Below are 13,454 nucleotides of genomic sequence, written 5' to 3' on the forward strand. Positions count from 1 at the left end.
GACGAGGAATCGGTCAGTTCCTGCCGTTTCCAGCGTTGCCGTTGCCGTTACTGTTGCCGTTGCCGGAATTCCCGTTGTTGCCGTTGCCCGAGTTTCCGTTTCCGGAGTTGCCGTTCCCGTTTCCATTTCCGTTGTTGCCGTTACCGTTGCCGTTCTGCGCGGGAGGAACGACGGGTGCCTGAGGTTGGGGAGCGGGTGCGGGTACCGCGGGAGCCGGTGGCGCGGTGGTCGGCAGTTCCGGAGGAACGGTGGTCGGGGGCGGCGTCGGCTCGGTGGATGTCGCTGGGGATGGTGCGGTGAGAGTCGGCGTCGATGGCTGCACAGCGTCGGGCACGGGGGTGTCGTCGCTGCCGAAGCTCGCCCATCCGACGGCAACGGCGACGGCAAGAGCGGTCACGGCGGCAGCGATCGGAATCCAGAGCTTGCGTCGTCGGGTGGTCACCGGCTGGACCGCCATCTGGTCGGTGGTCACCGAGGCCGTCAGGAACTGCGGGTCCAGTGCGGCGGTGGCGCCAGCTGCGGGCCCGGTGCGGATGAGGTCCTGCAGTCGCGATCTGATTTGGGCGGCGTCGGGACGGTTCTGGGGATCGCGTGCCGTCATGGCGGTGAGCAGCGCCGCCCACTCCGGTCCGACGTCGTCGGGAACCACTGGGTCGCGGTGCAAGCGTGCGATCGCGGCGGCGACGGCGCTGCCTTCGAACGCCATGCGTCCGGTGAGGCATTCGATGAGGACCAGGCCCAGGCTGTAGATGTCGGTTGCCGGTCCGGCGGCGGTGCCGGTTGCCTGTTCGGGGCTCATGTAATGCCCGGTTCCGACGGTGGTGCCGTGGTCGGTCAGGCGGATGCCGTCGACGATGCGCGCGATTCCGAAGTCGGTGAGTTTGGTGAACTGGTTGTCGTCCGGGCCGTCGGGCCGGGCGATGAGGATGTTGGCGGGCTTGATGTCGCGGTGTACGACGCCGCGGCTGTGGATGTAGGTCAGCGCGGAGGCCATCTCCGCACCGATGCGCGCCACGACCTGCGGCTGCAGTGCGCGGCCGACGCGGAATGCGGACAGGGTGGGGCCGTCGACGAGTTCCATCACCAGGTACGGCACGACGACTCCGCCGGGGTCTGCGGCTTCGCCCGCGTCGTACAGCGCGACGAGGTTGGGGTGGGTGAGCGAGGCCAGCGTGCGCTTCTCGGCGTCGATACGTCCCGACGTGTCGTGCGGCCCGGCGTGGGCGAAGATCTTCACCGCCACCGACCGGCCCAACACGTCGTCGACGGCCGTGACGACCTCGGCCATACCGCCGCGGCCGAGGACCTCGCCGAGTCGGTACCGGCCGGCGAACAGGAACTGTTCGTCCGGTGGACGGTGCCGATCCGATCCAATCATCGATGTGTCCGTCCGATCCGAGTGTGCGATTACGTCGAACCATATCGCCGTGTGTCCTGCCCGCACGCGGTGCCCGGTGGCCGCGCAGGGCATGATGATGGCCGGGTGGGGTGGAGTTGTCGTGTTCGGACGAGGAGGCGCGCAGTTGAACCACCACCACGACACGGCTGCGGCGTCACCCCTCACGGTGGACATCGGTTCGGTGTATCAGCCGATCGTCGAGCTCGACGGCAACGGCATCGTCGGGTTCGAGGCGCTCACCCGCGTTGGCCCCAGTAGCCCGTGGTCGACGACACCCGACTTGCTGATGGCAGCGGAATCGCACGACGTGATCGTCGACTTCGATTGGCGATGCCGGTTGACGGCCCTGCGCGGTGCACTCGATGCAGGCCTGCCCGACGGCGTGATGTTGTTCGTGAACGCCGAGCCAGTCGCGCTCGAGACTCCGCCGCCTCGTCGGTCGTCGACGGTTCTCGCGCAGGCCCGCGGGTTGTCGATCGTCATCGAGATCACCGAGCGGAACCTGCTCCGTGATCCTGCTCGTCTGCTCCGGGCCGTCGAACATGCGCGGCACCTGGGCTGGCGCGTCGCCGTCGACGACGTGGGCGCGGACTCGTCGAGCTTGGCGTTGCTGCCGTTCCTGCGACCGGACGTGATCAAGCTCGACATGGGGCTCGTGCAGAGCAGGCCCACCGCGCACACCGCGGCGGTGGTGTCGGCGGTGGCCGCGGAAGCAGATCGGACCGGCGCGCGGATCGTCGCGGAAGGCATCGAGACGGAAGAGCACCTGCGGACGGCGCTGGACATGGGTGCAGGCTGGGGGCAGGGCTATCTGTTCGGTCCGCCCGCGCCGCTTCCGGCGTTCGGCAGTGGGGCACCTCGGGTGGTCCCGGAGGCGCACGACGTCGCCGTCACCGTTCGCGCCCCGGCGGCCGTGACGCCGTACGGAGTCGTCAGTGCGGCGACGCGGCCGCGGCGTGCGGACGAAGCTCTGATCGGCGCACTCGGATCGGGCCTGCTGCTCAGTGCGATGACGGCGGGGCCGTCGACGATCGTTCTCGTGACGACAGGATCATCGCTGTCCCTCAGCCGCGTTCACGCTGCCGCCGTGAACGACGTTGCCGCACACAGCGCTTTGACGGTCGTCTTCGGCACACGCGATCCTGAATCGGTTCGTCCAGACACGAGCGATGCACACCATCGCTATCGTGAAGTAGCCGTCGGACCCAACGAGCCACTGGCCGAGGAACATTCGATCGTCGTCGTGTCGCCCGTGCTGACCGTCGCGCTCGTCGCCCTGCGCATCGGCGTAGGACCGGGCGGTACCACCATGTACGACTACCGACTCACTCACGCCCGAGACGTGGTCCTCGACGCCGCCACCACCCTGCTCCAGCGAATCGGTTCCTAGGCAATCCGCACATACCGTGTCAGCTGGGCAAATGGCCCAGCAGCTCGGTAAGAATCGGGCGGTGACCTTTGAGCAGTTTGGCTTCGGCGTCGTCGGAGGTGAACCATTCGTGCTTGTCGATTTCAGGGAAACTCTTGAAGTTTCCCGATCCCTTCGGCCATTCCATCTCGAAGGTGTTGCTTTGCGCGCCGGCGGCGTCGAGGTCACCTTCGACGCCGAAGGCTGTCACGATTTTTCCGCTGGGCTGCTTGACGGGTGTGAGCTGTATCGGGTCCGTGCCTGCCGGCACCGGTGAGCCGGTTTCCTCGAGGAATTCGCGCTGAGCTGCGGCCCAGGGATCTTCGTCGTCCTCGTACTCACCCTTGATGATCGACCACGCGCCTGCGTCCTTCTTCGCCCAGAACGGGCCTCCCGGGTGTCCGAGGAGGACTTCGACCTCACCGTTCACCGTTCTGTACAGAATGATTCCAGCGCTCAGCTTGGCCATGGTGTTGTTCTCCTCGGGTGTGTCGATGTCTCCATCCTGCATGGGTGGATTCGCGAGTCCTGGCAATGCCCGGCTGCTGACGGTAAGAACAGGGCATGATCGATCGCGAAGGGTTGGCGGCGTTCTTGGTCGGCCGTCGGGCGTTGTTGCAGCCGGAGGACGTGGGGCTGCGGCGTGGTCAGCGGAGGAGGACTGCTGGGCTGCGGCGTGAGGAGGTGGCGGAGCTGGCTCACATGTCCACGGACTATTACGCGCGGTTGGAGCGAGGGACCGGTCCTCGGCCGTCCGCCGAGATGATCGCGTCCATCGCTCAGGGGCTGCATCTGACGCTGGCGGAGCGTGATCACATCTTCCGTCTGGCGGGACACAGTCCCCCGGCGCGGGGGTCGGCGAGCGAACACGTCAGCCCCGGGTTGCTGCGGATCATGGATCGGCTTCAGGACACTCCTGCCGAGGTCATCACCGAGCTGGGCGAGACGTTGCGGCAAACTCCTCTCGGTGTGGCGCTGACCGGCGATGCTTCGCTACGCAGTGGGCCGTCGCGAAGCCTCGGTTACCGGTGGTTCGCTGATCCTGCTGCTCGTGAGCTGTATCCACCCGAGGAGCGCGAATTCCTGTCGCGGCTCTACGTTTCGGGGTTGCGTGAGGTGGTGGCGGTGCGCGGTCCTGGGTCGGCTGCCGCGACGATGGTGGAGATGTTGGAGTCGGAGAGCGAGGAGTTCGCGCGGCTGTGGGCGGCCCACGAGGTGGGGCTGCGTCCGCCGGACGTCAAGCGTTTCGATCACCCCTCCGTCGGCAGGCTGGAGCTGCAGTGTCAGACGCTGCTGGACCCGGATCAGTCGCATCGCCTGCTCGTCTACACCGCTGTCCCCGGCAGTGAAAGCTACGAGAAGCTGCAACTCCTCGCGGTCGTCGGCGCCGAGCCCGGTCTGTGAACGTATAGAGGTGGATCGATAGGTCCTGGTTCGGCCGGTTCCATGCGCCGAAACTGGTGTTCACACATCCACTTCGACGGGAGCCCCATCATGGCACGCAAGATCAGCACCGAACTTCTCGACTCGACAGGCAAGCTGGCTGTCGTCACCGGCGCCAGCGACGGTATCGGCAGTGTCATCGCGACGCGTCTCGCTGCCGCGGGAGCCGAAGTGCTCTTACCCGTGCGTAATTCGGCGAAGGGCGAGCGAGTTGCAGAGCGGATTCGGGCAACCGTGCCGGGGGCGAACGTCTCGATCCGGACGCTCGATCTGTCGTCTCTGAAATCCGTTGCAGCGCTTGTCGATGAGTTGACGGTCGAGGCGAGGCCGATTCACATCCTCGTCAACAACGCCGGTGTGATGCAGCCACCGAGCAGGCAGGTCACGCATGACGGTCTGGAACTGCAGATGGGCACCAATCATCTCGGTCACTTCGCGCTTACCCGCGGGCTTCTCCCGCTCTTGCGCGACGGCGGTGCCCGGGTCACCAACCAGACGTCCATTGCTGCTCGCAGCGGCGGAATCAACTGGGACGACGCGAACTGGGAACGCAGTTACGACGTCGGCAAGGCATACAGCCAGTCGAAGATCGCGGTCGCGCTGTTCGCTCGCGAACTCGATGCTCGCAGCAAGCAGGGCGGGTGGGGTATCACCAGCAACATCGCGCACCCGGGTGTGTCTCCGACGAATTTGCTTGCCGCTCAGCCAGGAATGGGTCGGGACAGGGACACGCTCGCACGGAAGGTGGTCGACGCGTTGGCGCGGGTGGGTATTGCCGGCAGCGTGGACAGTGCAGCGATGCCTGCGGTGGTCGCCGCGGCGGGTGTCGCCGCACAGGGTGACGAGTTCTACGGCCCATCCCGTGTCGTCGGCGGCCCTGCTGCCCTTCTGTCGATGTGGAAGACGATGACGAAGGTGGACGACGCCCGACGCCTGTGGGACCTCTCGGAGAATTTGCTCGATCGATAGCCGATGCGGAGATCGGGCGGTGCTCGCCGGTCTGCGCCGGTACCGTGGGTGATATGGCCAGCGGAACCTTCGACGGCGGTTCGCGCTACGGCGCGGGCGGGTGGCGATGGAGCGCGGGCGACGTCAGGCTGGTGGTCACTGCGCTGCTGGTGGCGGTCATGGCCTTGGGTCTCGTACTGCGATTCTGGGTGTTGTTCGGTGCGGTTGCAATTCTGGCTGTTGCGCTGTGGTTGATTCAGGACAGTGCGGTTCAGCGCCAGGCTCGACGTGAGCTCGAGGAGCGGCACCGCGCAGATCTTCGGTCACGCGCCGACGCCGAGCATCAGGCGTTCCTTCGTGGTGAGCGGCGTGGGCTGTACGGCCAGTACGAGCCACCCGAGGTCTGACTCCGACAATCTGGACACGAAGGGAAGGTTAGTCTAACCTCCCTCTCGGGTGCCGCTGTGGCGCTCGTCGAGTCCAGAGGATCCCCCACGATGAACATTTCCACCAGGACGTCTGCTGCCCTTCGTGGCGTTGCGGTCGCGTGGGTTACCGTGATCGCTCTTGCGGGGTGCTCCGGGAACAGCGGCTCGACGACGGAATCCGCCGCGGCTGCGGACTCCTTGCTGCCGGCCGCCGAGGGCAAGACCGAATATCCGCTCACGCTGGACACGGCAACCGGTCCAGCGGTGATCGAAGAGCGTCCCGAGCGTGTGGTGATGGCGAGTTCCTGGGACGCGGACCTCTTTGCTGCACTGGGTGTTACGCCGGTGGGCACCGATGAGCAGGTCGACTTCTATCCGTGGGCGGTGGAGAAGATCCCCGGCGAGATCGAGACGGTCTGGCCCATCGGCGACACTGCGTATCCGGCGGAACAGGTAGCCAACACCACGCCGGACCTCGTCGTCGACACCCTGGCGGCGGACCCTGTGGACACCGAGCAGTTGGCCGACATCGCGCCTGTCGTCGGCGCACCGGCCGGCATCGAGGCACCGCTGTGGGAAGACAGGCTTCGTCTTCTGGGCGAAGCTCTGAACCTGTCCGACCGCGCTGAGCAGTTCATCGGCGAGTACAGCACCACCTTCGAGAACATCCCGCCGAGCACCCCGAGTTCGAGGGCAAGACCGTCGACTACCTCGTGTACTGGGGAGGCGGAAGTGGCACCGGCTTCATGAACACCGTCGACAGTGAGCCCGAGGCGCTGCTGTCCTCCTTCGGATTCGCGGAGAACACCAACGCCGCAGTGCTGCCGCAGGACGGAGAACTGGGCGACGAGCTGCTGGACTCGTTGACCGGCGATGTTCTGGTCATCTCCAACCAGGCTGCCGACCAGGCGGAGTTCGACGCCTGGTACGCGAGCCCGCTGCTTCAGCGGCTCCCCAGCGTGCAGGAGGACCGGACCGTCGTCCTGAACCTGGCGGCCGACAACACTGTCACCTACAACGGTGAGCGTCAGGACTTCACGGGTCACTTCGGTCGAGCGTGGTCCGTCGGCCCTCTCGCGCACGAAGAGCTCGCCGACCTGCTGGTGCCCAAGCTGTCGGCGGTTCTGACCTAGCCGCGCTCGGCGGGAGCGTTCTTCGTCGTCGAGTCGGTGGTGAACCGGCGAACGACGTACAGCAGGACGCCCACGGCCAGGAGTAGTGCTGCACGAAGCCAGGTTTCGGCGGATTGCTGGGTAGCCAGCACCACGCAGGTCACGAGCGCGAGGATCGGCAGGATCGTCGGCGCGCGGAAGTGGTCCTCGCCGGTGTCGTCGCGACGCAGGACGAGGACGGCGACGTTGGTGCTGACGAACACGAACAGCAATAGCAGCACGACGGTTTCCGCCAGGGCTGCCACCGATCCCGTGAGGCAGAGTCCCATCGCGACGACGGTGGTGGCGATGATCGCCGTCCATGGCGTGCGGCGTCGGGGAAGGACCTTGGCGAGGACGGAGGGGAGCAGGCCGTCGCGAGCCATTCCGAAGGTCAGCCGTGAGGCCATGATCATGGTCAGCAACGCTCCGTTCGCCACGGCGACGAGTGCGATGAGGCTGAAGAACCACGCGGGAATGCCGGCGTCCGCGGCGTCGACCACTTCGAGGAGCGGCCCGCTCGACTCGGCGAGGGTCTCCGGCGGTACGACGGTGGTGACGGCGAGGCCGACCAGTGCGTACACCGCTCCGGCTGCGGCGAGTGCCCCGAAGAGTGCCCGCGGATAGACCCGACGGACGTCCTTCACTTCCTCGGCGATGTTGGCGGAGGTCTCGAATCCGACGAACGAGTAGAACGCCAGCAGCGCTGCGCCGAGCACCGCCAGGGCGGGCGTCGTGGTGCCGTCGAACTCGAGAACGCGCGATGGGTCGCCGTCGCCGCGCCCGAGTACCAGCCCGGCGAGCGCGATGATCAGGACCAGACCGGACACTTCGACGACCGTCATGACGAGGTTGGCGCGGAGAGACTCGGTGATGCCGCGTGCGTTGAGGAGGGCGACGATGACCAGGAACGCCAGTGCTGCGGGCACGGTGGGAACGCCCACGAAGACCTGGAGGTAGTCACCGGAGAAGGCGAGTGCCAGCCCGGCTGCGCTGGTCACGCCGGCTGCCAGCATGCAGAAGCCGACCATGAACGACACGATCGGGAGTTTGTAGGCACGCTGAGCAAATACGGCGGCGCCGCCGGCGCGGGGGTACTTGGTGACCAGTTCTGCATAGGACGCGGCGGTGAGCATCGCCATCACCAGTGCGACGACGAGTGGTACCCAGACGGCCCCGCCCACTTCTCCCGCGATTTCGCCGACGAGAGCGTAGATGCCGGCTCCCAGCACATCGCCGAGGATGAAGACGAACAACATCTTTCCGCTGATCGCACGGGCGAGAGGTGTGGTCTCCTGCCGATCGTGCGTCGCGTCGACCGCTTCGTCGTGGGTCCGTCTCGGTCGCATGCGAACCTCCGTGATGTGGTGGGGAAACACGTGGAGGGCGACGCGGTGTCACCGCGTCGCCTCCACCTGTCCTGATTCAGTTGTGTTACTTGATCTTCGGGTCGTTCGCTGCGGCGATCTCCACCTCGGCGGTGGCCTGGATCAGCGCCAGCAGGTCCTTGTCGAGGCCCGGTGAGAACTCCTCGCGCCGCTCGGGCGAGATCTTGATGGGGACGCCTTCCGGCATGATGGCCGTGGACAATTCGGTTCCGTCGTTCGACGGTGAGGCGCCGCGGTAGAGCTTGGCCGCTTGGCTCTTGTCGTCGGCGCTGAAGGTGTACTGGATGCTCTGCAAGCCCTTGTCCAGCAACTTCTTGACCTCGGGGAACCGTTCCGCGTTGGTCTTGGGGATCGGCAGCACCGAGCCCCAGTTCACGCCCAGGCTTTCCAGTGCTTTGGCGAACGCGTTCTCGTGGGCCTGGTCGCGGACGATCAGGTAGGAGATGGTTGAGCGGGCAGTCTTGTTGTCGGTCATCTCGTAGATGCGGCATTTCTGAAGGCGGCCGGTCGATTCCAACATCAGGTTGTACAGCAGATCCAGCACGAGGTTGCCGCTGTTGTAGACGTAGGAGCCCGACCACGGGTTTCCTGCAGCATCGACCGGGAGGGCGCCCTGTGCGCCGACGAGATAGTGGTGAATGTTGCTGGTGTCCAGAGCAATCTTCAGGGGTGTAGCGCCTTTGGCGCCGGGCTTGTCGACGGGGTCCGTCTTCTTGCCGTTGTATTCGGGGGATCCGTCGAGCAAACGGGAGATGGTGGTGCCGATGAGTTCGACGTGGCTGATCTCTTCCGTACCGACGCCCTGCAAGAGGTCCTTGTACGGTTTCGATGCCGGGTCTCCACGAAAGTTCATGGACTGGAACAGGTATTGCATCATGGTGCGCATTTCGCCGAACTGTCCGCCGAGGCCCTCCTGAAGGGCGTTGGCAGCGGCCGGATCCGGCTCGTCGACGGCGATGTCGTTGATCAATTGTTCGGTGTGTAGATACACGATTCTCCCTAGGACAGCAGTGCATCGAGCGTGAACGATCGGGTTGTCTGCGACGCCGGGACTTGACTGTCGCCTTTCCGCCTTCGAAGGCGTGCTGGGAATGCATCAGCACTCCGGCTATACCCCTGGATGGCAGGGAGAAACATCACATCCGACCGGAGGTCCGGTTTGGTATCGCCGTCTTCGGGGCACTCCTGCACTTGCGCGACACGGCTATCGAAGACGGCGGAGGGCAAGTAAACGTATGCATGACGAGCACGACGTAGTGGTATGGAAAGAAAACGTCCAGCGGCAGGCGTGGTGGGAATCCATTCTCGGGCTGGCTCCCGAAGCTCGGTCCCTCACGGTTGTACCGCCTCTCGATGTGGACGACGTCGCAGCCGCGTAAGTGTGGCGGTCTGACTCGACTTGTATCTCGGCCGCCGGTTTCCCGGCGGCCGTTCTGTTGTTCAGGCCCTGGTTCGGTGCCTCACCCACACGTTCGGTTCCACGTAGACCGCGGTGCCTTGCTGCGCGTCGCACAACACGGGCGCGAGAGCGCCTGGAACGTCGACGGGCCCGGACTGGTCGAACGGCAGACCCGTCCACGTCCGCCAGTCCTCGAGAGTGCCTGGGATGACCATGGACCGAGGTGCGACTCCGGCGATCGTTCCCCCGGCTCGTACATGGACCCTCAACCACGGATCCGCGGGCAGTCCGTCCTGTCGACGTCCAGCCGCGTAGGAGCTCATCGATTCGCGGGGGTCGGTCTTGCCATTGGGTCGCACGGGGGCGATGAGTTCGTCGAATCCGAGGCGTCCCGCGTTCTCACGCAAACCTGTCAGTAGTACCGAAGACAGGCGATGGCCTTGCATTTCCGGCGTCACAGCGATTTCCAGCGCACACACGGTGTTCGGGACGACTGCTGTCATACGGTCGCGGATCCCTCGGAGGACGGCGCCGTCCCAGCCATCGTCGGGCAGGCCGCCACCAGCAGAAACGTACAACGGAATCGAATGAGCTTTTCCGACGACCGATCCGGATTCGTCCTGGCACACGAGAGTGAAATCGGCGAAACGCTCGACCACTTCCGGTCGGTAGTACAGCGACGCGATGGGGTCGTGGGTCATGAACGTCGGCCAGGAATCGGGCATGCCCCACGCGGCCTCGGCGAGGTCGGGTCGGTCCGCAAGCACCGACACGGTGAAGTCCATGACCTCCATCGTGCCGTGCCGACCGCAGCGCGGTCGAGTGACTTTCCCTCAGCGGCAGAACCGGACAAGACGTGACAAGCTGCTCGACGTGATTGCACGACGCGTACTCGCTCACCTGACCGTTTTCGTCGGTGCGTTCACGGCAGTGTGGGCGGTGGTGGTCACGCGGGCGCGCAACTTCGCTTACGTCGCGGGAGGGGACCGCCTCGACGTCTTCGTCGGAAGTGCGGCTGCGGCGGCCACAGTGGCAGCCGTCGTGGCCGTTGTGGTGGCTGTGTTCGTGACCGGCGGTCGAACTGTGTACGCGACAACGGGTATCGGCGTCGTGCTGCTTGCGGCTGTGTCCTTCGGTTCGTTCGACGTGCAGATGCATCTGCGGGCGATCGCAGGTGGGTTGATTCTCGGTGGTTGTGCGGTGCTCGCCGGTGCAGGTAATCGCCGAACCATGCAGTGCGCGTTGGTAGTCGGTGTGCTCTCCGGCATGGTGTTGGTGCCGCACATCGAATCGAGCCCGGTCCGCTATGCCGAGTACCTCTCCAACGATTCATCCGGGCACTACATTCTCGTAGCCCTTGCGGTGTTGGCTGTTCTGTTGATTTCCTCGAATGTCGAGGGGGTTGTCGAGCGGGTGCAGCACCGGACGCGAGTGCTGACCGTGGGGGTGCTGGTCCCCGTCGTCGGCCTGGTTCTGTACTGGCTCTTCGTGCGCTCGGTGGACCGGCTCGGTGCGGACGGAGCGATGCAGGATCGTTGGCTTCTGGGCATCGCTGTGGTGCCGTTGCTCGTCGGCGCGGCGATCGCCTTGCCCCGGATGACCGGCACCGTTGTGCTCGCCGCTTTGGCGTACGTGGCGGCTCCGACGACGGGGTCGATGGGATTCACTTCTGCCGTGGTGTTCGTTGCATTGTTGGTCGTGGGCGTCGTGGTGGGGTGGCGGCGTCCGCTCCCCATGGTGGGTTTCCTGTTGATCGCGCCGGTTGCAGCGGTCGGACTTCTCGCCGATTCTCAGCTCGACCCCATCGAATCGGCAGCCACCGTAGTGATCCTGCCCGTCGCCCTTGGACTCCTATTCGCGTCGCTGCTTCCGACGAGCCCACCGGCCTCGGTGATCGCCGTGACCACCCCGATCGCAGTGGCGGTCCCGATCGTCGCCGAGTTCGGGTGGACGGCGTACACCCCGCTGACGAGCATGCAGCCTGTCTTCTCTCGGAGCGGATGGGAGTGGACGTCGACGGCAATCAGCGTCGGTTCCGTCCTTGTCGCGGCGGGGGTGTACGTGATTCTGACGCGAGCGGACAGCCGGGGTTCTCGGTCGGCCTTATCTGACTAGTTGCACTAGTCAATTTTGGGTACGCTGATGTCATGAGGACGGTGAGCAGTACGGAAGCGAAAGCGAAACTGAACGCCATCCTGTCCGAAGTGGAGAGAACTGGCAGCCCCGTGACTGTCACCTCTCACGGGCGACCCGTCGCTGTCATATCGCCGGTCGCGCCCACGACGCGAAGATTCGGCCAGTTCCCAGGGTTGGTGATTCCGGAGGACTTCGACGAGCCGATCCCCGAGGACGAGTTGACGGCGTGGGACGCGCCGTCGTGACCGCGGTCTTGCTCGACACCAATGCGCTTCTATGGCTGCTGGCGTCCCCGCAGAAGATTGCGCAACCTGCGCTCGCGGTTCTCGAGGATCCATCCAACGAGTTGTTCGTCTCTGCCGCGTCCGCGTGGGAAATCTCGATCAAGACGAGGCTGGGGCGTCTCGATGGTAGTGGGGTGTTGTCGAGTTGGTCGGACTCGCTGGCGGCCATGGCTGCGCAGGAATTGACCATGAATTCAGCAGACGCCACCTTGGCGGGTCAGCTCGAGTGGGCGCACAGAGATCCGTTCGATCGGATGATCGTTGCACAGGCCACTCGTCGCGGGTTGGCAATTGCGACAAGTGACAAAGTCATACGGGAGGGCGCGATGACTCCGATCATTCCAACCGCGTAGAAGTCGTGCGCCGTCATACCCATGGCAAGCGGCGGTCCCACCATTGCAAGCCGGCAGGTGCGTCGACTTCTACCGTTGCGGCGCGGTATCTTTCGTCGAGGTGAGTGACTGCTGCCCTGAGGCGGTGGGCTTTGCGGCTGTTGCCCCGCATTATCCGTTCGAGGCGGTCTCGGGTTCCGTTGCCCGTGAACGGGCCGTCACATGCGGGACAGCCGGTCGGCCCCGCGACGATGGCGGGATAAGTATCGAAGTTCGATGTGGGACGGGATGACTCGAAAGCTACGCGCCGCTCGACGCGTTCCACGCGTCGGCGCCACTGGTCGAGCAAGTCGAGCGTCCCGTTGTTCGAGCGTGGTCGTCTGGTCCTGTGCTGTATGCGGGTCATAGTCGATGCGTCATGACGGAGACGCAGGCCCGGTGATTGGATCGAGTTGTTGTTGTCAGGTGGCCCCATGCCCACCCTCGCTTTCGTTCGACCAGCACTCGGTGATGATATGTGCGCGTTACACCGTGATGCGTGAAATATGCTGAGCTGCAGTGTCTATCAAGGCGTTTCTCGTCACGCAAGAGGGTGGTCGGATGTCCGCCGACCGCGGGACGTGCTCGCTTCGAACGAAAGCTACCTACTACCTGACAATTCCTCAGTCCGTCAGCAGATCGTGTTCCCAGTTGGCGCTCTGTATCGTGAGGTCGATCAGTCGAATCCGGGTAGCAAGATCGTCTGCTGTGCTGCGTAATTCGGCCACTGGTAGTGCCGCAACATACGTCAACTCCGATCTCAGTTGCCGAGGGCCGTAGCGCTCTCGTTCCTGACCGGACGCAGCGTCGGCGGCGGCGGTGAGGACTCTGCGTCTGATCCGCAACACATCTCGATGGGCCAACGCATCAGTGATGGTTCCGTCTCCGATGGGTGCGGCACTGTTCGTGCGATTGATCGCCCGGATCAGCACTTCCAGCCGATCGAGCGCTGCACTGAGCTCGGACAGCAGTCTGCCTGCATCTTCTGCAGGTGTTTCGCCTTCTTGATGCCGGGAGTTGGCCAGAATCCGAACCTTCAATTGTTCGGTGTGGCGTACCAGTTCGCCTCGTTCCGCGAGGGCTTCCGCGAGTTTCATGA

Annotated in this window: 15 protein-coding genes; 9 read left to right on the forward strand and 6 right to left on the reverse strand. The window is 64.9% G+C overall.

Annotated elements, in window-relative coordinates; genetic code table 11:
- Window positions 1–13 precede the first annotated feature (13 nt).
- Window positions 14–1,378, reverse strand: coding sequence for a serine/threonine-protein kinase (locus CH292_RS13205; RefSeq protein ID WP_094654941.1), 1,365 nt, complete (start codon window positions 1,376–1,378; stop codon window positions 14–16).
- Window positions 1,379–1,427: 49 nt separating this feature from the next.
- Here CH292_RS13205 and CH292_RS13210 point away from each other — a divergent pair, with 49 nt between their 5' ends.
- A complete protein-coding gene (locus CH292_RS13210; RefSeq protein ID WP_256978102.1) occupies window positions 1,428–2,789 on the forward strand; it encodes an EAL domain-containing protein in 1,362 nt (453 codons plus the stop codon).
- A 19-nt stretch (window positions 2,790–2,808) separates the two neighbouring features.
- Here CH292_RS13210 and CH292_RS13215 read toward each other — a convergent pair whose 3' ends face one another.
- On the reverse strand, window positions 2,809–3,276 hold the full coding sequence (locus tag CH292_RS13215) for an NUDIX domain-containing protein (RefSeq protein WP_094628848.1): 468 nt from the start codon (window positions 3,274–3,276) through the stop codon (window positions 2,809–2,811).
- A 95-nt stretch (window positions 3,277–3,371) separates the two neighbouring features.
- On the opposite strand from CH292_RS13215, the gene CH292_RS13220 reads away from it, so the two are divergent.
- The 5 genes from CH292_RS13220 to CH292_RS29350 all read left to right on the forward strand — a co-directional run bounded on the left by CH292_RS13220 (window position 3,372) and on the right by CH292_RS29350 (window position 6,759).
- Window positions 3,372–4,211: a helix-turn-helix transcriptional regulator gene (locus CH292_RS13220; RefSeq protein WP_094654943.1), complete on the forward strand. Its 840-nt coding sequence runs from the start codon at window positions 3,372–3,374 to the stop codon at window positions 4,209–4,211.
- 90 nt (window positions 4,212–4,301) lie between these two features.
- A complete protein-coding gene (locus CH292_RS13225) occupies window positions 4,302–5,219 on the forward strand; it encodes an SDR family oxidoreductase (RefSeq protein WP_094654944.1) in 918 nt (305 codons plus the stop codon).
- Between the two features lie 53 nt (window positions 5,220–5,272).
- Window positions 5,273–5,605, forward strand: coding sequence for a hypothetical protein (locus CH292_RS13230; RefSeq protein ID WP_037158677.1), 333 nt, complete (start codon window positions 5,273–5,275; stop codon window positions 5,603–5,605).
- Window positions 5,606–5,695: 90 nt separating this feature from the next.
- The gene (locus tag CH292_RS29345) at window positions 5,696–6,376 is read left to right on the forward strand and encodes an ABC transporter substrate-binding protein (RefSeq protein ID WP_256978103.1); all 681 of its coding nucleotides are present in this window, start codon (window positions 5,696–5,698) and stop codon (window positions 6,374–6,376) included.
- Complete coding sequence (locus CH292_RS29350; protein ID WP_256978104.1) at window positions 6,373–6,759, forward strand: hypothetical protein; 387 nt, start codon at window positions 6,373–6,375, stop codon at window positions 6,757–6,759. Before CH292_RS29345 ends, CH292_RS29350 begins: the two co-directional genes overlap by 4 nt.
- On the opposite strand, the gene CH292_RS13240 is transcribed toward CH292_RS29350, so the two are convergent.
- The 3 genes from CH292_RS13240 to CH292_RS13250 all read right to left on the reverse strand — a co-directional run bounded on the left by CH292_RS13240 (window position 6,756) and on the right by CH292_RS13250 (window position 10,349).
- Window positions 6,756–8,126, reverse strand: a complete 1,371-nt coding sequence (locus CH292_RS13240; protein WP_256978105.1) for an APC family permease — start codon at window positions 8,124–8,126, stop codon at window positions 6,756–6,758. The genes CH292_RS29350 and CH292_RS13240 overlap by 4 nt on opposite strands.
- An 85-nt stretch (window positions 8,127–8,211) precedes the next feature.
- Complete coding sequence (locus tag CH292_RS13245) at window positions 8,212–9,156, reverse strand: manganese catalase family protein (RefSeq protein WP_019665728.1); 945 nt, start codon at window positions 9,154–9,156, stop codon at window positions 8,212–8,214.
- A 449-nt stretch (window positions 9,157–9,605) separates the two neighbouring features.
- Entirely contained in the window at window positions 9,606–10,349 is a 744-nt protein-coding gene (locus tag CH292_RS13250) for an N-acetyltransferase (protein WP_094654945.1), read from the reverse strand.
- A gap of 88 nt (window positions 10,350–10,437) precedes the next feature.
- On the opposite strand from CH292_RS13250, the gene CH292_RS13255 reads away from it, so the two are divergent.
- Genes CH292_RS13255 through CH292_RS13265 form a run of 3 tightly spaced genes read left to right on the forward strand, consistent with a single transcriptional unit; the run spans window position 10,438 to window position 12,337 of the window.
- Window positions 10,438–11,679, forward strand: a complete 1,242-nt coding sequence (locus CH292_RS13255) for a hypothetical protein (protein ID WP_256978106.1) — start codon at window positions 10,438–10,440, stop codon at window positions 11,677–11,679.
- Window positions 11,680–11,711: 32 nt separating this feature from the next.
- The gene (locus CH292_RS13260) at window positions 11,712–11,945 is read left to right on the forward strand and encodes a type II toxin-antitoxin system Phd/YefM family antitoxin (RefSeq protein ID WP_033188963.1); all 234 of its coding nucleotides are present in this window, start codon (window positions 11,712–11,714) and stop codon (window positions 11,943–11,945) included.
- Window positions 11,942–12,337, forward strand: coding sequence for a type II toxin-antitoxin system VapC family toxin (locus tag CH292_RS13265; protein WP_094654987.1), 396 nt, complete (start codon window positions 11,942–11,944; stop codon window positions 12,335–12,337). The genes CH292_RS13260 and CH292_RS13265 overlap by 4 nt, the downstream gene beginning before the upstream one ends.
- Before the next feature lie 641 nt (window positions 12,338–12,978).
- Here CH292_RS13265 and CH292_RS13270 read toward each other — a convergent pair.
- Window positions 12,979–13,452: a DIP1984 family protein gene (locus CH292_RS13270; RefSeq protein WP_019665737.1), complete on the reverse strand. Its 474-nt coding sequence runs from the start codon at window positions 13,450–13,452 to the stop codon at window positions 12,979–12,981.
- Window positions 13,453–13,454: the final 2 nt, after the last annotated feature.

The sequence above is a fragment of the Rhodococcus sp. 14-2470-1a genome, from assembly GCF_002259425.1.
Taxonomy (GTDB): Bacteria; Actinomycetota; Actinomycetes; order Mycobacteriales; family Mycobacteriaceae; genus Rhodococcoides; species Rhodococcoides fascians_E.